Annotated in this window: 20 protein-coding genes; 2 read left to right on the top strand and 18 right to left on the bottom strand. The window is 62.4% G+C overall.

The genetic code is table 11. The features are described 5' to 3' along the window. Window positions 1-44: 44 nt before the first annotated feature. The 12 genes from DFR38_RS03990 to DFR38_RS04045 form a co-directional block, all read right to left on the bottom strand. Window positions 45-866: a CPBP family intramembrane glutamic endopeptidase gene (locus DFR38_RS03990; protein WP_110313033.1), complete on the bottom strand. Its 822-nt coding sequence runs from the start codon at window positions 864-866 to the stop codon at window positions 45-47. A gap of 53 nt (window positions 867-919) precedes the next feature. Beyond that, complete coding sequence (ybgF, locus tag DFR38_RS03995; protein ID WP_059287502.1) at window positions 920-1672, bottom strand: tol-pal system protein YbgF; 753 nt, start codon at window positions 1670-1672, stop codon at window positions 920-922. Window positions 1673-1805: 133 nt separating this feature from the next. Then, window positions 1806-2336, bottom strand: a complete 531-nt coding sequence (gene pal, locus DFR38_RS04000; RefSeq protein WP_059287503.1) for a peptidoglycan-associated lipoprotein Pal — start codon at window positions 2334-2336, stop codon at window positions 1806-1808. 31 nt (window positions 2337-2367) lie between these two features. Then, window positions 2368-3633, bottom strand: coding sequence for a Tol-Pal system beta propeller repeat protein TolB (gene tolB / locus DFR38_RS04005; RefSeq protein WP_239688856.1), 1266 nt, complete (start codon window positions 3631-3633; stop codon window positions 2368-2370). A gap of 103 nt (window positions 3634-3736) precedes the next feature. Further along, window positions 3737-4702, bottom strand: coding sequence for an energy transducer TonB (locus tag DFR38_RS04010; RefSeq protein ID WP_110313034.1), 966 nt, complete (start codon window positions 4700-4702; stop codon window positions 3737-3739). A 3-nt stretch (window positions 4703-4705) separates the two neighbouring features. After that, window positions 4706-5119 (bottom strand): biopolymer transporter ExbD, encoded by a 414-nt coding sequence (locus tag DFR38_RS04015; protein WP_059285968.1) that lies wholly within the window; start codon window positions 5117-5119, stop codon window positions 4706-4708. A gap of 139 nt (window positions 5120-5258) precedes the next feature. Beyond that, window positions 5259-5924 carry a class I SAM-dependent methyltransferase gene (locus tag DFR38_RS04020; protein ID WP_059285969.1) on the bottom strand — a complete coding sequence of 222 codons (666 nt, stop codon included), beginning with the start codon at window positions 5922-5924 and terminating at the stop codon, window positions 5259-5261. 123 nt (window positions 5925-6047) lie between these two features. Next, window positions 6048-6227, bottom strand: coding sequence for a DUF3460 family protein (locus DFR38_RS04025; protein ID WP_059285970.1), 180 nt, complete (start codon window positions 6225-6227; stop codon window positions 6048-6050). Between the two features lie 106 nt (window positions 6228-6333). After that, window positions 6334-7839: a sensor domain-containing diguanylate cyclase gene (locus tag DFR38_RS04030; protein ID WP_059285971.1), complete on the bottom strand. Its 1506-nt coding sequence runs from the start codon at window positions 7837-7839 to the stop codon at window positions 6334-6336. Between the two features lie 170 nt (window positions 7840-8009). Then, entirely contained in the window at window positions 8010-8744 is a 735-nt protein-coding gene (locus DFR38_RS04035) for a LytR/AlgR family response regulator transcription factor (protein WP_110313035.1), read from the bottom strand. Further along, window positions 8732-10444, bottom strand: a complete 1713-nt coding sequence (locus DFR38_RS04040) for a response regulator (protein WP_059285985.1) — start codon at window positions 10442-10444, stop codon at window positions 8732-8734. The genes DFR38_RS04035 and DFR38_RS04040 overlap by 13 nt, the downstream gene beginning before the upstream one ends. Window positions 10445-10475: 31 nt before the next feature. Beyond that, on the bottom strand, window positions 10476-12632 hold the full coding sequence (locus DFR38_RS04045) for a UvrD-helicase domain-containing protein (protein ID WP_059285973.1): 2157 nt from the start codon (window positions 12630-12632) through the stop codon (window positions 10476-10478). A 174-nt stretch (window positions 12633-12806) separates the two neighbouring features. On the opposite strand from DFR38_RS04045, the gene DFR38_RS04050 reads away from it, so the two are divergent. Next, window positions 12807-13583: a substrate-binding periplasmic protein gene (locus tag DFR38_RS04050; RefSeq protein WP_059285974.1), complete on the top strand. Its 777-nt coding sequence runs from the start codon at window positions 12807-12809 to the stop codon at window positions 13581-13583. A gap of 41 nt (window positions 13584-13624) precedes the next feature. Here DFR38_RS04050 and DFR38_RS04055 read toward each other — a convergent pair whose 3' ends face one another. Then, window positions 13625-13852 (bottom strand): hypothetical protein, encoded by a 228-nt coding sequence (locus DFR38_RS04055; protein WP_146215909.1) that lies wholly within the window; start codon window positions 13850-13852, stop codon window positions 13625-13627. Between the two features lie 202 nt (window positions 13853-14054). Between DFR38_RS04055 and DFR38_RS04060 the strand changes: the two genes are divergently transcribed. Further along, window positions 14055-14735, top strand: coding sequence for a flagellar basal body L-ring protein FlgH (locus tag DFR38_RS04060; protein WP_255524345.1), 681 nt, complete (start codon window positions 14055-14057; stop codon window positions 14733-14735). Here DFR38_RS04060 and DFR38_RS04065 read toward each other — a convergent pair. From DFR38_RS04065 to rng, 5 genes are all read right to left on the bottom strand, one after another. Then, the gene (locus tag DFR38_RS04065) at window positions 14722-15342 is read right to left on the bottom strand and encodes a cell division protein FtsI (protein WP_146215910.1); all 621 of its coding nucleotides are present in this window, start codon (window positions 15340-15342) and stop codon (window positions 14722-14724) included. The genes DFR38_RS04060 and DFR38_RS04065 overlap by 14 nt on opposite strands. A 116-nt stretch (window positions 15343-15458) precedes the next feature. Then, window positions 15459-16301 carry an isopenicillin N synthase family dioxygenase gene (locus tag DFR38_RS04070; protein ID WP_059285977.1) on the bottom strand — a complete coding sequence of 281 codons (843 nt, stop codon included), beginning with the start codon at window positions 16299-16301 and terminating at the stop codon, window positions 15459-15461. A 104-nt stretch (window positions 16302-16405) separates the two neighbouring features. Beyond that, a complete protein-coding gene (locus DFR38_RS04075; protein ID WP_059285978.1) occupies window positions 16406-17197 on the bottom strand; it encodes a DUF3658 domain-containing protein in 792 nt (263 codons plus the stop codon). Continuing rightward, the gene (gene cysE, locus DFR38_RS04080) at window positions 17194-17976 is read right to left on the bottom strand and encodes a serine O-acetyltransferase (RefSeq protein WP_059285979.1); all 783 of its coding nucleotides are present in this window, start codon (window positions 17974-17976) and stop codon (window positions 17194-17196) included. Before cysE ends, DFR38_RS04075 begins: the two co-directional genes overlap by 4 nt. A gap of 45 nt (window positions 17977-18021) precedes the next feature. Beyond that, window positions 18022-19518, bottom strand: coding sequence for a ribonuclease G (rng, locus tag DFR38_RS04085; RefSeq protein WP_059285980.1), 1497 nt, complete (start codon window positions 19516-19518; stop codon window positions 18022-18024). Window positions 19519-19529 lie beyond the last annotated feature (11 nt).

Here is a 19529-nt window from a genome sequence, read left to right on the forward strand (position 1 = left end):
GATATCAAGACATTTGTCGCACTGTGCGGCCAGGCCAGCCCGCCTCAGCCCGGCCGCGGATAAGTGAACAACAACAGGTGGACAGTATTGAAGGCCAGATGCGCCAGTGCCGCCAGCGCTACCTGGCGGGTGGCGGCGTAGATCAGGCCATAACCCAGGCCGGCCAGGGTGGCCAGCCCCACCCAGCCCCAGCCGCCGGCAAGGTGGGCCGCGCCGAACAACAGCGAGGCGGCAATCAGCGCGGGCAGGGGTTCCACCCGGTTTTCCAGCCAGCGTTGCAGGCCGTGGCGGAACAGCGCCTCTTCCGGCAGGGCAGTGAGAAAGAAATTGGCAAACAGCCAGGGCAGCAACCAGGCCGGCAGTTTGGGGGCATAGGCGATCATGCCGCTTTCCTTCGCCAGCGCCAGTACCAATAGCAGCAGCAACAGCCCGACTGCGGCCACGGTGCCACCCCAGGCGCGACCACGATGGGGCGCATCATGCAAGCCCAATAGCAGCAGCCAGCCGGCCACGCCCTTGTCGAAACTCCAGAACAGCCGGTAGATCTCGCTGCCGGGGGTGGCCCTGCCCTGCCACAGCAAGGGATTGTCAAAGCCGGGCAAGGCATGCAGGGCCAGCGCCAGCAACAGGGCTATCCACAGCACCTGCAGCTCGGCGCGGGGGCGCCGGTAAACCAGATAGCTGAGAACGGCAGCCAGCAAGACGGCCAGCAAGCCCAGCGGCTGCAGCAAACCGCTGTACACGGCCAGCACAATGGCAGCGCCACCGGCCAGCACGGACGAGCGTGGCAGGCTGAGGCTTTGCAGCAGCAAGGCGGTGGCCAGCAGGCCGAAGCCGGCCAGTTCCAGGGGGGCGGGTAGCATCATGGGGTGGGCCCAGCCCGCCAGGCGGCGTCTGCCGTGTGGCGGGCTGTGGTGACTTACATTTTGCTGAGTTGCTCGCGCGCCTTCTGCGCGGCGCTGCTGGCAGGGTACAACTTGATCAGCCGCTTGAGCGTGGTCTTGGCACTGTCGGCCTGGCCCAGGTCGCGCTGGCAGTTGGCCACATTACGCAGCGCGTCCGGTGCTTTGGGATTGTCAGGATATTGCTCGGCAAAGCGGCGGTGTATCTCGATGGCGGCATCGTACTGGCGCTGCGCGGTATGGGCGACGCCCAGCCAGTACAGGGCATCCACCGCCTGTGGCGCACCGGGATTCTGCTGGATATACAGGCTGAGCGCAGCGGTGGCCTTGGGGAAATCACGGGCGCGCAGCAGGTTCAGTGCCTTGTCGTAGTCCGGGCTGGTCTGGGTATCGGCCGCGGCGGCGCTGTTGGCGGCGGGCTGGCTGGCGGCCTGCTGGGCCGCGGCTTCCTTGCCGGCGCTCTCCAGATGGCTCAGACGGCCATCCAGATCGTTATACAAATCGTTCTGCCGCTTCTGCGTGGTTTGCAGATTGTAATTGGCCACTTCCACCTCGCCGCGCAACTTGGCGACTTCGGCCTTGAGGCTGTCTACCTGATTGACCATTTCCAGCAGCTTCTCATTGGACAGCTTGCTTTCCACTTCGGACAATCTGGCGTTGGCCTGGCGATTGACCTGATCGATCTGGTTGCGGGTTGCTTCGATGTCGCTGGTGGTGGCGCAGGCTGACAGGGTCAGCAGCAGCGCCGCGCTGAGGGCAAGCCGTTTCATGGGCAGTTCTCGGTCCGTTGAATACAGGTTGGCCGAACATCATAGCAGCCCGTGGATGTCCATGGACTGATGTTCGGCCTGTTGCATGCGCGCCGGCGGCGGGCTGCCATGCTGGCAGCCGGTGTCGCCTGCCTTACTCGCCGTTGTACAGAATGTCGGCGCGGCGGTTTTCGGCGAAGTCAGCTTCGGTATTGCCGGTCGCCTTCGGCTTTTCCTTGCCCAGGCTGACGGCTTCCACCTGGCTTTCCTTCACGCCCAGCACTTCCAGCGAGCGCTTCACGCCCTCGGCACGGCGCTGACCCAGGCCCAGGTTGTACTCGCGGCTGCCACGCGAGTCGGTGTTGCCCTGGATGATGACCTTGCGATCGGCGTGATCTTTCAGATAGCCGGCATGGGCTTCCACGGTGGGCTTGTCGCTGCTCTTGACGGTGGAGGAGTCAAAGTCGAAATACACGCTGCGCTTGGCCAGCGGGCTGTGCGGATCATGCAGCGGGTCTGCCGACAGATTGCCTTGGTTGCTGCTGCCGGTATCTACCGGGGCAGTGGCCTGGCTGCTGGCTGCGCCATTATTGCCTGCCGGGGCCACCGGGGCCGGTTTGGTGCTGGCGCAGGCGGCCAGCAGGGTGACCGTGGCGGTGCCGAGTACGAGTTGCTTCCAGTTCATGCCTTCACTCCTTGGATTTGAATGCATTACATCATTGCGGATTGTTGAAAGGGCCCCATGACGGGTCCTGCACTTCACCATTGATGACTGCCAGTTTCACCTTGCTGCTGCCATCCAGCGTGGTGGCATACAGCACGCTCTTGCCGCCGGTCTCGCTGGCATACAGCACCATGCGGCCATTGGGGGCGAAGCTGGGTCGTTCGTTATAACCATTGTCCGACAGCGCGCGCACATCACCGGTGGTGAGATCCTGCGCCATCACCCGGAAACGGCCCGCCTCGCGCCGGATGAAGGTCAGGGTGCGGCCATCCGGTGAAACACGTGGCGAAACGTTATAGCTACCTTGCCAAGTAACGCGCTGGGCCTGCCCGCCGCTGACAGCCATGCGATAAATTTGTGGTCCGCCGGTACGGTCGGAGACAAAGTAGATCTGGCTGCCATCCGGGGTGAAGGCCGGCTCGGTATCAATCGCATCGCTATAGCTGAGGCGACGCGGCGCACCGCCCAGCGTGTTCACCAGATAAATCTGCGAGTTGCCGGTGGTGGTCAGCACCACCGCCAGCTTGCTGCCATCCGGACTCCAGGCCGGGGCGGAATTGCTGCCCTTGAAATTGGCCACGGCGCGGCGCTGGCCGGTGGCCAGGTCCTGCACCCATACCACGGGTTTCTTGCTCTCGAAGGAGACATAGGCCAGGTAGCGGCCATCCGGACTCCAGCTGGGCGAGATGATCGGCTCTTTCGAACGCAGGATGGTTTGCGCGCGGTTGCTGTCCACATCCGTGATCAGTCCCACCTGCAACATATAATTGCGGCCGTTTTTCAGCACATACACCACGCGGGTATTGAAAATGCCCTTCTGCCCGGTGATGGCCTCGTAAATCATGTCGGCAATGGTATGCGCCACTTCGCGGCCACGGTCCGGCGTCACGGTGAACTCGCCGGAAGTCAGCTGCTTTTTCTGTGCCACATCCAGCAAGCGGAAACTGATCTTGACCTGGCCGCCGGCCACTGGCTCGACCTTGCCGATGGCGATGGACTGCGCGCCGGCAGCCTGCCACAGCGGGTAGCGGACATCCGCCGGCTCTACCGGCACATTGGCGACCGCCGTGCCATCCACCATGCGAAACACGCCGGACAACTCCAGGTCGCTGCGAATGATGGGCGTGAGCGCTTCGCGCACGCGACTGCCTTCGTCCTTGAACGGCACCACGGCGATGGCATGCTTGCTGGCACCGCCGCCGACGATTTCAATGGTCATTTCAGCGCGGGCGGCGCCACTGACCAGCAAGGCAAACATTAGCAATGCCTTAAACAGAGTGCGAATGCGCGGCATGAGTTCCCTCTACATACGAAATTTCGTAAAAAACCTGTGATTCTTCAGCCATTACCCACCTGCGCCCTCAGGAGCGGGGGCGGAATTCCATCTTGAACTGACGATAGCCATCGTTGAAGTTGGCCCCGGCCGGCAGGCTGGGGAAGGTACGCGCCTCCCAGATGGCGCGCTGCACAGCTTCGTCATACGCCTTGTTGCCACTGGAGCTGATCTGCTGCACTTTGCTGACTTCCAGCGTCGGCAGCAGGGTCACCAGCAGCACCACCTTGGGATTGCCGCTCAGATCGGGGGGAATCTGCACCAGCGGAGTGATCTTGGCCTTGACCTTGTCGATCCACGCGCCCTTGGCCGCGGCCGAACCATTGACCGATCCACCGGCCATGCCAGTGGCGCTGCCCGCCTGCGTGCTGCGGGCATTGGCCTTGTGGCCGGTATTCGGGCTATCCAGCGTAGCCAGTGCGTCATCGACTTCGTTGCTATAGGTTTTGGACTGCTTGCTGCCCTTGCCCGGTACGGCTGGCGGCGGGGTCTTGGCTGTTTTCTTGTCGGCAACGGCCGGTGTGACCGGTTTGGCCTGCGGTTTTTCCACCGGCTTGTCCTGCTTTTTCGGCGGTTCCGGCTTTTTCTCCGTTTCCACTTTCTTTACCGACTGCGGCTTGGCTTTTTCTGGCAACAGCTTTTGTACCGGCGCCGGCTTGCTGACATGCTCCGGTGGTGGTTTTACTTCGTGCTGCGGCTTGGGCTTGGGCTCGGGCTTTTTCTTCGCACCAAGATTGACCTCGGCCGGCGGTTCCGGCGGCGGGGCGGGCGGAGTCACCACGGGTGGCGCAGGCGCTGGTTTCACCACGGGGACCGGCTCGGCCACGGCGGGGGGTGGTGGCGGCGGGCTGCTCCATAGTTCCAGCGCCAGCGGCACTTCCTTGACTGGTTGCTGGCTGTGCAGGCCAGCCCATAGCAACAGGCCGCCCACCGCGGCGTGGAACAGCAGCGAGGCCAGCAATGAGCCGGAAAAGGAGGTGTCGGAGCGTTTCATGCCTTACTGATGATTCTGCTGCTTGACGGTGAGGGCCACGCGCTTGATGCCGGCCTTGTGCAGGTCGTCGGCCACGGACACCACATCGGAATACTTGAGATCCTTGTCGGCAGAGATGGCGACCGGGCGGTCGGCACCGGCCAGCAAGGCGGCCACCTGGGATACCAGCGTGCTGCGCGATTCCACCGCAGTCACCTTGTCGCCGTCCTTGATTTGCAGCTTGTCACCGGCATCCAGCACCACCTCCAGTGGCGGCTGATCCAGCGCGGCGGCCTGCGATACGCTGGGCACCTGGATGACACCGGGCGTGAACATGGGCGCAGTCACCATGAAGATGACCAGCAACACCAGCATGACGTCGATGTAGGGCACCACGTTCATCTGGTTCATTTGGCGGCGGGGGCGGCGATTCAGCATGGGGGTCCGGACGAAAGTTCAGTTCGCCATCATAGCACCGCACCCGAATGGGCCGGATGACAAACATCTTGCTTAACAAAAAAGGGGTCTGACCCGGGGCATGCCGGGAAAGTTCGCAGCCGGCAGTCGCTCGCCCGGATCAAAGCCGGGTGCACAGCGTCAGGCCGTCGCCGATCGGCAGCACGCAGTGGCGGATGCGCGCATCCTGTTGCAGCCGGGCATTGAAATCGTGCATCAGCCGCACGCCGGGCGGGTCTTCGGGTCTTGGCGACACCACGCGGCCGGACAGGAAGATATTGTCGATGGCGATGACCCCACCGCGGCGTACCAGTTGCAGGCAGGTCTCGTAGTAGTCCTGGTAGGACGGTTTGTCGGCATCGATGAATACCAGGTCGAACTGGCCGGCGCGGCCTTCTGCCAGCAGCTGTTGCAGCGTCTGCAGCGCCGGCTGCAAGACCAGGCGGATGCGCGATTCCACCCCGGCCTTGCGCCAGTATTCGCGTGCGATGGTGGTGAATTCCGCGCTGACGTCACAGGCCACGGCCTCGCCATCGGCCGGCATGGCCAGCATGGCGGCCAGCATGCTGTAACCGGTGAATACGCCGATTTCCAGGTAACGGCGCACCCCCATCAGCTGTACCAGCCAGCCCATGAACTGCCCCTGTTCCGGGGCGATCTGCATCTTGGCCATGCGATGGCCGGCGGTGAATTCACGCAGTTCGCGCATCACCGGATGCTCGGTCAGGCCAATGGCCATCAGGTAATCATGCAGTGGGCCGTCCAGCGGCACGGTACGACTGGTCATGGATGTTCTCGGCAGAATGACAAAACGCCCGCTTGGTTTGCCAGTCCGGCACGGAGAGCGTGGGCGGGGGTGGCAGCAGGGGGCGTTCAGGGTGGACCCGGCATGGGCCGGGCCGGGGACGGCTTATTCGGGCTGATAGACGTAAGGCTTTTGCGGTACGCGCGATTCCTTCCAGCGGCGCTGGTCGTCCAGGCTAACCTTGCGGTCCCACAGAGTAAGGCGCAGCTCGCGGCGCTGCTGGTCTACTTCCGGATTCTTGTCCAGAAATTCGCTCATGAATTTGGTGAAGTCGGACTGGTACATGGTTTTCCCCTGTCGTTGATCGGCGGATTTTAATCGATACGCCGGGCAGAGGCCATGGTATTGCCGGATATTTGCCGGCACGGCGGCACAAACACCACAGCGCGGCTCAGCTGCGCTCGATCTCCGGCTGCTTGTCGCCGTACATCTTGCGGTCGGCCACATCCAGCAATTCCTCGATCAGCATGCCGTCCTCGGGATAGTAGGCGATGCCGATGCTCACCCCCAGCCGGATGCTGTGGCCATCCACTTCGTAGGGCTGCTGGATGGCATGCTTGAGCCGTTCCACCACCCGGTCGGCCTCGCGGTTGGACTCGACATCCTCCATCAGCAGGACAAACTCGTCCCCGCCCAGCCGCGCCACGGTGTCCTCGCTGCGCATGATGGCGAGGATGCGGGCCGCAATCAGCTGCAGGACCTTGTCCCCGGTGGCATGACCATAGCTGTCATTGACCGGCTTGAAGCGGTCCATGTCCAGAAACAGCACCGCCAGCCGCTTGCCATTGCGGTTCAGCCGCGAAATGGCATGTTGCAGCCGGTCGTAAAACAGGTTGCGATTGGCCAGACCGGTCAGCCGGTCGTGATTGGCCAGATAGAACAGGTGGCTTTCCCGCCGCTGCTGCTTGGACAACAGGCCGCGGTAAAAGCGCAGGGCCACGGCCAGCAGCAGCAACAGCAGCAAGGACTGGCAGAAAATCACGCTGCGTTCGAAACCGCTGAGCAGAAACCAGCCCAGCTGCCAGTCCAGTCGCAAATCCAGCGTCTGTGCTTCGCTGCCCAGGGTCCGCTCCAGCTGCAGTCGCGGAAAACCCAGCGTACTCAGCCAGCCATGCGCCTGGCCGGGGATATCGACATAAGCCGCCGCCGTTGGCGGCTGGCCGTGCTGGCGCAGGCTCAGCCGCATGCCGGCCGGCAGCGTGGTGTCGGCCGGGCGCAGATAATCGGAACGCAGCACCAGCGCGACAAACTGTTCCGGCGGGCGGCCCTGCAACAGCAGGGCATTGTCGTTCAGTGGTTGCAACAGCACATGGCCGCGATAGCCTTCACGCAGCAAGAAGGGGGCGGACATGCTGGCGCGACCGCTGCGCAGTGCCTGCTGCAAGGGCTGTTGCAGCTGGGGATCATGCTTGATGTCGGCACCCAGCAGGGGGCGCACGGCCTGCGTCAGGGGCTGGATGGACTCTATCGGGTAGTAGTCGGGCCAGGCCGGCAAGGGATAGCGGGGGGCCAGGCTGCCGGCGGCATAGGCATGCAGGCGGAAATCGCTGCCCCAGCGCGCGGCCATCTGTTTGCTCCAGTCTGGCAATTGCTGCTGGCTGACGCGGCGGATGCGCTCCAGCGACACCATCTGCGGGTAACGCGCGGCCATCTGCCGCACGAAGAGCTGCTCTTGTTCGGCATGCTGATGGTCCAGCATGGCAAAGGCGGCATAGCTGTCGAGTATGGTGTCGTTGACCTGCAGCTTTTGCGTCAGCTGCTCGGACAGCCGTGTGGCGAGCAGATCGAACTCTTGCTCGGCGCTCAGCACCGCCCGGCTGAGGAAGGCCATGGAGATCAAGGCACTCAACACGAACCAGAGCAGGGTACAAGCCAGGGTGGCGAGTTTGATCCGCATGGGCAGCTGCTGGAGGGGAGAAAAACAGTGATTCTATAGAAGGCGTGGCGGCCTGGGCGGCACAAACCGCCGCAAAGCGGCCTGTTAAGTAATTTCACTTAACCCAAATTGCCGCCAATGGCAAGGGATCGCGGCAGCTGTCTAAACCAGCTGCTTAACCAGCTGCTTAACTAGCTGCTTATCTGGCGCAGGCTGGCGCGGATGGCGGGCAGCTGGCGGCGGCTGACTGCCAGTGGCTGGGTAATGCCGCGCAAGCGCACGGCCCAGAGTTCTTCATCGGCATTGCCGGTGCGCAGCAGTTCCTGCAGCGCATGGCGCATCACCAGACAATTGCGGTGGATGCGCAATACGCTGTCGCCCAGCCGCTGTTCCAGTGCCACCAGCGACTCATCCAGCAGGTATTCGCCGTCAGCGGTGACCAGGCTGACGTATTTCTGCTCGGCCTTGAGATAGCGCACTTCGCTGAAGGGGATGGTGAGCAGGCGGTCGCGGTGGCGCACGCTGAAATGGGCTTCGATGGCGGGCTTGCCGCCACAGCGGCGTGCGGCCTTGTCCAGCGCCTGGCGCAGGCGCTCCAGCCTGACCGGCTTGAGCAGGTAGTCGGCGGCATCCAGTTCGAAGGCATCGACCGCATAGTGTTCGTGAGCGGTGGTGAAGATCAGTTGCGGTGGCAGCGGGCGCTGGCGCAGGCGCCGCGCCAGCTCCACGCCATTGATGCCGGGCATGGAAATATCCAGCAGCAGCACATCGGCGGCATGCCGCTCCAGCCAGTCGCTGGCGGCTGCGGCATCACCCAGCGCGGCCACGGCGCTGCCACCGCACTGCGCCACCAGTGCCACCATGCGTTCGCGGGCCAGCGGCTCATCGTCCACCACCAGTACCCGCAGCCGCTCTACAGTACCCATTGCGGTTTGCCCAGCTTTTCCACCAGCTGCCGCCAGGCGCGGAGGATTTTCTGAAACTTGTTGTTGGCCGGGGCCAGCGTGCGCACTTGCACCAGCATGTCGTAGGCCCGCCGCATATGGCTTTCATGCCAGCCATGGCCATGCACATAGGCCATGGTGGCATTGGCCAGGTTAAGCATGACCTGCACATTGTGCGGCATTTCCTCGTGCGCCTTGACGAAGCGCTCGATGGCCTGGTCGAAGCGGCCGGCCTGGGCTTCGCGCACCGCCTGGTTGTTCAGCTCCAGCACCGACTGCACATTTTCGGCAATCAGCTGGCGGCCCATTTCCCCCAGCCCCATTTCGTCGAACAGGCCGCCGATGGAGGACAGCAGTTCTTCGTTGTCGTGGTTGTTGCGCACCAGGTCGCGCATGGCGGCATTGCCACTGTCCTGCCTGCCCTGGGCAAAACAGGCACGGGCGAACTCCATTTGCGCATCGGCCGGCAGGTTTTCGCTCAGCTTCTGGTAGCCGGCCTCGGCCTCGGCCAGCAGCGCGCGGGCCTTGTCACGATTGCCCAGCTTGCCTTGCAACTGGCTGTCGATGACGGTACACATCCATTCGCCGGCTTCGTTGTAGCGGTAGTCACGGCGCAGATTGCCCAGGGTGCGGGCGGCGGTGCCGGTTTCCCCCCGCGCCATCTGCACCCGCGCCAGCATGGCGTAATGGGTGGGGCTGCGGTGCCAGGTGTACTTGGCGATATTGAGGGTTTCTTCGCTGGCGGCCTCGGCGGTTTCCAGATCCTTGTTCAGCAGTGCCACCTCGGCCAGCTGCTTTTGTCGCCGCAACACCACCGGCGACAGGGTGGTGGCTTTTTCCAGGGTGTTTTGCGCGCCCGGCAGGTTGTGGTGAATGCGATGCAGCTTGGCCAGCCAGTCGTAGGCTTCCATCACCCTTTCGTTGTCGGTGAGCACTTCCTCGAACAGCAGGCGCGCCTCGTCATAGGATTTCAGCCCGGTGAGCGACTTGGCCAGCCCCAGCTTGGCCCAGGCCAGCGGCTTGAGACGCAGCACTTCCATATACAGGTTGCGCGCGGTGTCGAAGTCGCCGATTTTTTGCGCCAGCGAGCCTTTGAGCTTCATGAAATCGAGGGTGAATTCGCCACGCTGGCTGATCTTGCGGCTACAGGCATCGATGGCAGCCAGGTACTCGTGGCGCATGATGGCTTCGTCCACCACGCGGAAAGCCTCGCGCCGGCGCATGGCTTTTTCCAGGCGCTGGCTGAGCACTTCGCCGGTAAAGGGCTTGAGCAGATAGTCGTCCGGCGCCAGCTCGGCGGCGGAAATCACCCTCTGCGAGCGGCGCTCGCCGGTGACGATCATGAACACGCAGGACTGCTTGATCAGATTGCGTTCCTTCACCTCTTCAAACAGGTAGAGGCCATCGTAACCATTGCCCAGGTCGTAGTCGCACAGCACCACGTCGAACTCGAACTTGGCCATCTTGGCCAGCGCATCGCCGGCCTTGCTGGCGTATTCGACCTTGTCGGCCCCAAACGAGGCCAGGGTCATGGCCAGTGCGCGCTGCATCTCCGGCAGGCTGTCGATGATCAGGAACAGGCGGCTGGCGTACGGGTCCTCGTAGGGCTTGCGTCCCGATTCGGCATCCCCCTGCCCTGCGGTCAGGCTCTGGTAGCTGGTGGAAGGGTACATATCATTCATGGCGTCATCATCGGCCAACCCGGATGGAATGTCATTGTTCGGCGGTCAGCTTGGCATAACGCAAATCCAGCCACTTCAGCCCGTGCTCGGCAAAATTGATCTGCAAGCGCAAATCGCTGCCGCTGCCCTCGGCATTGATCACCACGCCGGAACCGAACTTGGCGTGACTGACGCTCTGACCGATGCGGTAACCCGGCAATGGGGCCGCCGGTGCCGCCGGCACAGCCACCTCGTCCAGCCAGGGAGCGCGGCGATGGGTGTTTTGCGGCACAGGTTTCACTGTAGCAGACAGTACGCGGACCAGCTCGGCCGGAATTTCCTCGACAAAGCGCGAGCGGATCGGGTAGCGGCTCTGGCCATGCAGCATGCGGCTCTGGGCGCAGGACAGATACAGGCGCTTGCGGGCGCGGGTGACCGCCACATACATCAGCCGGCGCTCTTCTTCCAGACCCTTGCTGTCGTTCATGCTGTTTTCGTGCGGGAACAGGCCCTCTTCCAGCCCGGAGACAAACACCGCGTCGAACTCCAGACCCTTGGCCGCATGCACGGTCATCAGTTGCAGCGCGTCCTCGCCGGCTTCGGCCTGATGCTCGCCGGCTTCCAGGCTGGCGGCGCTGAGGAATTCGACAATGGCCTGCTCGGCGGCATCCGGGAAGAAACCGGCGGCGGCATTGATCAGTTCGTCCAGGTTGGCCAGCCGTTCCTCGCCCTCTTTCTTGTCCTGCTCATACATGGCACGCAGGCCGGAATGATCGATGATCAGGCTGACGGTTTCCGCCAGCGTCATGCCCTCGGCCTTGGCGCGCAAGGCTTCGATCAGCAGCACGAATTCGCCCAGCTTGGCCGCGCTACGGCCGCCGCCGGCAGCGCAGCAGGCCTGCCACAGGGTGACGCCCTGCTCGCGGCTGATGGCTTGCAGGTTTTCCACGGTACGGGCGCCGATGCCGCGCGCCGGTACATTGATGACGCGCAAGAGGGCATTGTCGTCGTCCGGATTGCTGACCAGGCGCAGATAGGCCAGCGCATGCTTGACTTCCAGTCTTTCGAAAAAGCGCAGGCCGCCGTAAATGCGGTAGGGCAGCTGGGCATTGACCAGCACATGTTCCAGCACCCGCGACTGGGCATTGGAGCGATAGAGGATGGCCATGTCGGACAGATTCATGCCTTCGCGCTGCAGGCTCTTGACCTCGTCGATGATGAACTGCGCCTCATCGCCATCGGAATAGGCTTCGTACAGGCGGATCTGCTCGCCCTCGCCGGCATCGGTCCACAGATTCTTGCCCAGGCGGCCGTCATTGCGCTCGATCAGGGCATTGGCCGCGTTCAGGATGGTGCCGACCGAGCGGTAGTTCTGTTCCAGCCGCACCGGCTCGGCCACCTGGAAGTCGGTCAGCAGCGCACGCATATTGCCCACTTCCGCACCGCGGAAGGCGTAGATGGACTGGTCGTCGTCGCCCACGGCAAACAGCACATTGTGCTCGCCGGACAACAGCTTGAGCCAGGCGTATTGCAGGCGGTTGGTATCCTGGAACTCGTCCACCAGGATATGGCGGAAGCGGCCCTGGTAGTGGGCGCGCAAGGCGGCATTGGCCTGCAGCAGCTCGTAGCTGCGCAACAGCAGTTCGGCGAAATCCACCACGCCTTCGCGGCGGCACTGGGCGTCGTAGGCGGCATACAGCTCGTGCAGCTTGGCTTCGTAGGGTGTCAGCGGTGGCGGCAGGCGCTCGGCACGCACGCCGGCTTCCTTGCTGCCATTGATAAAGCTCTGTACCGCCCGCGGCGGGTATTTTTCGTCCGACAGCTCCATGCTTTTCAGCAGGCGCTTGATGGCAGCCTGCTGGTCGGCCGAATCGAGAATCTGGAAAGTCTGCGGCAGGCCGGCATCGCGGTAATGGGCGCGCAGAAAGCGGTTGCACAGGCCATGGAAGGTGCCGATCCACATGGTGCGCACATTCACCGGCACCATGGAGCCCAGGCGGGTGTGCATTTCGCGGGCGGCCTTGTTGGTGAAAGTCACCGCCAGCACGCCAGCCGGATTCACCTGCCCGGTGGCAATCAGCCAGGCGATGCGGGTGGTCAGCACCCGTGTCTTGCCACTGCCGGCTCCGGCCAGCACCAGCGCACTCTTGGCAGGCCAGGTGACGGCTCGCAGTTGTTCGTTGTTCAGTCCGGCTAACAGCTCACTCATGGCAGGCGTTTCTTCAAGGCTTGATCGAAGGGGCCATTTTACACCAGCTGGGCACGCCGCCGGGGCTGTCACACGATTGTCGCGGCGGCCTGCTGCAATGGGCGGGCAGATGCCAGCCCTTGCCCGTCTGTTAAGCTGACGATAAATTCTGTTAAAAAAATCTTTAGACTGCCCATGTGCTCACGCCTGCTGTTGCTGTTTGTACTCCTGTGCGGCCATCCGGCCATGGCCAGCACATTGCTCGCCTATACCGAGGAATTGCCACCGCTGAACTTTCTGCAGCATGACAAGGTCAGCGGTTTTTCCAGCGAGTTGTTGCAGGCCATGGCCGACAAGGCCGCCATCCCGCTCAGCCTGCAGCTGCTGCCCTGGGCGCGCGCTTATGCCATGACACAGTCCACCCCCGGCAGCTTGCTGTTCAGCACGGTACGTACGCCGGAGCGGGAAAACCTGTTCCGCTGGGTAGGCCCGATCAGCCCGCGGCGCATCTATCTGTACCGGCTGGCAGGGCGCAGGGACATTCAGTTGCACAGCATCGAACAGCTGCGACAGCTGCGCACCAGCACCCTGTTCGAGTCCGCCACGCAAAAGCGGCTGCTGGAACTGGGTTTGCGCATCGGCCAGGAACAGGACAGCGGCCGCAGCGATGCGGTGAATCTGGGCAAGCTGCAGCTGGGGCGCGTCGATCTGGTGGCCATGCTGGACTGGGCCATGGCCTGGCAACTGCAGCAGGCTGGGCTGGATGCCCATCTGGTGCAGCCCGTGGCCCTGCTGGATGACGCGCGCCAGTACTGGTATGCCTTGAACCGGCAAACCCCGGACGACACGGTCAGGCGCTTGCAGGCCGCGCTGGATGCGCTGGAGCAAAGTGGCTACACCGAACGCCTGCGCCAGAAATACATGGGCCGGGACAAGGTCCCGGCCCATATTGCCGATTTCACCGTGCACTGAAGCAGCAGCCAGACCTGCCTGGCACAGGCCGCTGCGCCGGCCTAGACATAGGTATTGATGGTATGGCCAAGCGTGCTGAGGCTGTCGCCAACCGCGCTCAGTCCATTCCCCAGCGCCGAGCCGGTGGCACTGCTGCCGGCCAGCAGACCATGGCCGATTGCCGTGGCCACACCTGCCACATCGCCGACCACGGCCTGTACATCACGTCGCAACACCCCGTAGGCAGACAAGGGGGGTGTCGATGCGGCTACGCCATTGATTGTGCTCATGTCCTTCTCCCCATCGCGTTTTTTTACATGTTCTGATGCCAGACCGGCCGGCATGTAAATTTACGTTATGCCGCGTTAAGGATAACGGCCATGCGCTTTACATTTTCTTACCTTACTTTCTGCTCGCTAACCGCAATTAACCATTCAGCCCAATAGAATCAGAGGAGTCATACCAACCATAGAGAGGGCCAAAGTGAAAACCATGTTTATTCATGTCCGGGCTTATCTTTTATTGACAGGATTGATCAGCGGCTGTGCTTCATCACCGCAAAATCTGGTCACGGCACCAGTACATATCCGGCCGCAATATACCCCGGTGGCGCTGGAAGACAGCCCCGGCTCGATTTACCAGCCAAACAGGGCCATGTTGCTATTTGAAGAGCCGATTGCCAGCCATGTGGGCGATGCTCTGAAAATCAATATCGCCGAGAATCTTTCCTCCAGCAATAATGCCAACACCACCACCAACCGGACCTCTTCCATTTCCGAATCCGGTCCTGGCGCGCTCTCTTCCATGGGGGGCTTGCTCAAGGAAATATTTGATTACAACGGCAAGGCCAGTGGCAGCAACAGCCTGAAAGGCATTGGCCAGGTCAGCAATAGCAACCAGATCAGTGGCAGCCTGATGGTGTCGGTCACCGATGTATTACCCAATGGCTATATGGCCATTGCCGGGGAAAAAGCCGTGGCCGCCAGTGGCAATACCACGATATTGCGTTTCTCCGGCGTGGTGAACAAACGCGATATCAAGGTGGGCAATGTGGTGTCATCGTCTGATGTGGGTGATGCACGCATCGAGCAGGTGGTGAACGGGGTGGCCAGCGATGTGGCTTCGCGCACCGATGCCCAGCGCTTTTTCGCCGGACTGATCAATTTCTGGTAGCCGCAGCGGCGCGCTTCGCTACATCTTGTTCAAAGTGGCTGGCCTCGTCGCCACCGCTTGCAGCATTCTGCCACTGCGCCATGCTATCGCTGGCAAACATCTTCAGCAGCAGCGGCGACAGCTTGTGGCCGGTACTGCTCCACTTGTCATAGGCCATGCCGTCCAGCCGGTAGGCGGCATTGGCCAATACCTTGCCGTTTTTCTTCAGCAGCAAATTGATGTCAGTGATATAGGGACGCAATTCATCGCTGAACAGTGGTGAACCCCATTGCGTCAATACCGTGTAATAGAGCGTTGCCTCACAAGCCGACGGTATATTACCTGGCGCATAAATACGGCTTTCTATTTCCCGCCCCCGTAACTGCTTTTGCAATTCCGGAATGAAATCCGCAACAATCACATTGGCATTCAATTCGATACAGATATCGTGCAACTCCTCATGCGGGTGCACCATGCCATTGGTGCTGGTATTGGGTGCCATATTGGCCACCGATGTGACGGCAGTGCTGGCCAATTGCACACCCGCCACCAGCGGTGAGGTAATCAGGCTGCATGCGCTCAAAGACAGTGCAGCAGATGCCATAAGATAGCGCCACAGATCATTCACCTTATTACTCGCCAGACGATAAAAACAAGGCCAACCCTAGCAGCAAAAAAAAATGCCCCGAAGGGCATTTACAGTCATTTACAATCCATTAATTTAATTAACCGGCCATGGGCGATTCATTTTTTCACGCCCAGTTCACGCAATCTTTCATCCAGATAGCTGCCCGCGGTATGCCGCTCCGACAGCACCACTTCTGGCCGCGGATGCAGGAACAAGGGCAGTGATACCCGACTGCTCCGCGCAGCCTCCCCTTGGGGATTCACCACCCGATGCTGGGTGGACGGATAGTAGCCGCGCGAGGCCTCTTGCAGCATGTCGCCGATATTGATGATGAGCATGCCGAAATCACAGGGCACATCCACCCAGCTGCCCTGCTTGTCCTGCACTTGCAGGCCGGGTTCATTGGCAGCAGGCAGGAGAGTCAGCAGATTGATATCGCCATGGGCGGCCGCGCGCAGCGAACCGGCCGGCTCCTGGCCGGTCAGCGGTGGATAACGCAGCACCCGCAGCAAGGTTTGCTGGCTGTCGGCAATCATCCCGGACAAGGGTTCGCTGTAGTGGGCGGCAATATCAGCCGGGGTGTATTGCTCCACCCAGCCCAGCAGTTCGCGCGCCAGCGCATTGGCACTGGCATAGTAGCGCTGGATGTCATCGGCCAGCGCCGGCGGTACCCGGCCCCAGGGATAGCAATGGAAATATTCCTTGATGTCCTTGTGGCTGGCGCCTTTGGCGGTTTCCGAAATGGCGGTGGAAAAATAGCCATCCTGCCGCTGCGGGTCGAAGGCAAAGTCGTGCTTGGCCGGGCTGTCAAAGAAGGCCAGCCAGTCGGCATAGATTTTTTCCACCAGCGCTTGCTGCAGCGGATGGTTGACCAGCACACCAAAGCCGGTTTCGTGCAGGGAGCGGGTGAATTGGGCAGCGGCATCGGCTGCGCGGTAATCGACAACGCGGACGTTCATCGCATGGTTTCCTCGCAAGGAATGGCCGTCAGGCAAGATCGGGACGGACCACGGCGGCGGATTCTACCCGCCTGCCGCCTGCCTGCAAAGCAGGCGGTCCCGCCTTACAGCGGCAGCACCCGCGGCGGGCCGTCCGGCTGTGGCTCCAGCAGCAGCCGACCTGACTCGGCCAAGTCCGCCAGGCGCCAGAACAGATAGCTGTCGCCCACCAATTCCGCTATCGGCTGCGCCATCAGCTGCCCCATCAGCAGGCCGACCAGCCGGGCAGCAGGCTGCGCGCCCTCTTGTCGCAGCAAGGCCAGCAGGCGGGCATCGAAATGATCGGCCGGATAGTCGTGCAGCTGGCCATTCATCAGGCCACGCCAGCCCTGGGCATGCTGCTGCCAATGGCTCCAGGTCGCCGCCAGCCGGGCACGTTCTGCTGCGGGCAGCAGGCGGGCGCTCAGCGGCTGCAGCTCGGCGGCATGACACATGGCCACGGCGTAGCAGCCGTTGTGACACGATGTCACTTGCCCGGCCAGCTCCTGCACCATCAGTAGCTGATCGGCATGGGCATTGGCCGCCAGCATGGCCAGCATCAGTTGGTCGTGTACGGTATTGCCCAGCCAGATGCACAAGGGCTGCCGCTCGGACAGCGCGCGGAACAGGCGCTTGCGGCATTGCCACCAGGCCAGCTGGAATTGCTGGTCGATGTCCGGCCACCAGGGCTGTGACCACCAGATGCGGTTCCACCAGGCCATGCGCAGCTGCGGGTCCATGGTATCGGCATCGGCCAGCGGGCCGTGGCTGAAGTCTTCGGCAAAGGTCAGTACCTCGCCTGCCAGCGCCAGCTGGCGCAGCAATGCGGCGGCGGCGTCGCCCTGCACCACATGCAAAGCCTGGCCGCTGCTCGTCACACCCGCTGGTCCATGTCCAGCGAAGGCATGCCTTCATTCACCTGGGCCACGATGCGCGCCGGCACGCCGGCCACCGTGGTATGCGGCGGCACGTCCTCCAGCACCACGCTGCCGGCCCCAACCTTGGCACAGTCGCCGACGCGGATATTGCCCAGCACGGCGGCGCCGGCACCCAGCATCACGCCGTCGCCGATCTTGGGGTGACGGTCGCCACGGTCCTTGCCGGAGCCACCCAGCGTCACGCCATGCAAAATGGACACATTATTGCCGATGACGGCCGTTTCGCCGACGACCAGTCCGGTGCCGTGATCCAGCATCACGCCCTGGCCGATGCGCGCCGCCGGATGGATGTCGGCGCCAGTCACTTCGGAGATGCGGTTTTGCAGGAACAAGGCCAGCGTCTTGCGCTGCTGCTGCCACAGCCAGTGGGTGATGCGCTGGCTTTGCAGGGCATGAAAGCCCTTGAAATACAGCAAGGGGGTGGAATAGCTGTCACAGGCCGGGTCGCGCTCGAAACAGGCGCGGATATCGGCGCGGGCCGAGGCGCTGATGCCGGGATCGGAGGCCAGGGCCTCGCGGAACAGCTCCATCAGCGCGCGCGCATCCATCACCGGGCTGGCCAGTTTGCTGGACAGGTGAAAGGCCAGCACGTCTTCCAGCGTGCCATGGCGCAATACCGTCATGTGCAGGAAGCTGGCCAGCATGGGCTCGTCGCGCGCCGCCTGTTCGGCTTCCTGCAGGATGGCGAGCCACAGGGCATCGCCGGAATCTTGCTTCATGCTTGCTACTCCGTTCTCACATCGTCCGGCATGGCGGGGCGATGGTTACAACAGGACCACGTCAAACTGTTCCTGGGTATAGGTGCTTTCCACCGACAGCGAAATCGGCTTGCCGATGAAGTCCACCAGCATGGCCAGGCTTTGCGATTCTTCGTCGAGGAACATGTCGATCACCGGCTGGGCCGCCAGGATGCGATAGCCCTTGGCATCGAACTGGCGTGCCTCGCGCACGATTTCGCGCTGGATCTCGTAACACACGGTCTGGGCAGTCTTGATCTCGCCACGGCCCTGGCAGGTGGGGCAGGGTTCGCACAGGACATGGGCCAGGCTTTCGCGGGTGCGCTTGCGGGTGACTTCCACCAGGCCCAGGCTGGTAAAGCCGTTGAGGGTGACGCGGGTGCGGTCGCGCGCCAGGGCCTTGGCCAGCTCGGTCAGTACCGCGGTCTGGTGTTCTTCATTGTCCATGTCGATGAAATCGACAATGATGATGCCGCCCAGATTGCGCAGCCGCAGCTGGCGGGCAATGGCCTGGGTGGCTTCCAGATTGGTCTTGAAGATGGTTTCGTCAAAATTGCGGTTGCCGACAAAGCCGCCGGTATTGACGTCGATGGTGGTCATCGCCTCGGTCTGGTCGATGATCAGGTAGCCGCCAAACTTCAGGTTCACCCGCCGCGACAGCGCCTTGTCGATTTCCGCTTCGATGGAAAACAGCTCGAACAGCGGGCGCTCGCCCGAATAACGCTCGATCTTGCGCACGGCGGACTGCACGTATTGCTCGGCAAATTCCACCATGCGGCTGTAGTTTTCGGTGGAGTCGACAATCACATGCTCGGTGGTGTCGCTCACCATGTCGCGCAGCACGCGCACCGCCAGCGGCAGGTCTTCGTACAGCAGGCTTTGCGCCGGCAGGTGTTGTGACTTGTGGCGGATGTCGGCCCACAGCTTGGACAGATATTCGATATCGGCCTGCAGCTCGGTATCGGTGGCGGTTTCCGCGCTGGTGCGGATGATGTAGCCACGCGGGGTATTGGGTGGCAGCAGTTTTTCCAGCCGTGCTTTCAGGCTGTGGCGCTCGGACTCGCTTTCGATCTTTTGCGAGATGCCGATGTGTTCTTCCTGCGGCAGATGCACCAGGAAACGGCCGGCCAGCGACATTTGCGTGGACAGCCGGGCGCCCTTGGTGCCGATGGGGTCCTTGATCACCTGCACCAGCACGGTCTGGCCTTCAAACAGCATTTTTTCGATGCGCTGCGGCTCGGTGGGGTGCTGGCGCTGCTCCAGCACATCGGCGATATGCAGGAAGGCGGCACGCTCCAGGCCGATTTCGATAAAGGCGCTCTGCATGCCGGGCAGCACGCGCTTGACCTGGCCCAGATAGATGTTGCCGACAATGCCGCGGCTGGCGGCGCGTTCCACGTGCAGTTCCTGCACGATGGAATCCTCCAGCACCGCCACGCGGGTTTCCTGCGGGGTGATGTTGACGAGGATTTGTTCCTTGGGGCGCTGGATATCGCGCGGCAGAGGAATGGACTGATGCAACATGGTCTTTCCTC

Origin of the sequence: Aquitalea magnusonii, assembly GCF_003202035.1 — a bacterium.
Lineage (GTDB): Bacteria > Pseudomonadota > Gammaproteobacteria > Burkholderiales > Chromobacteriaceae > Aquitalea > Aquitalea magnusonii.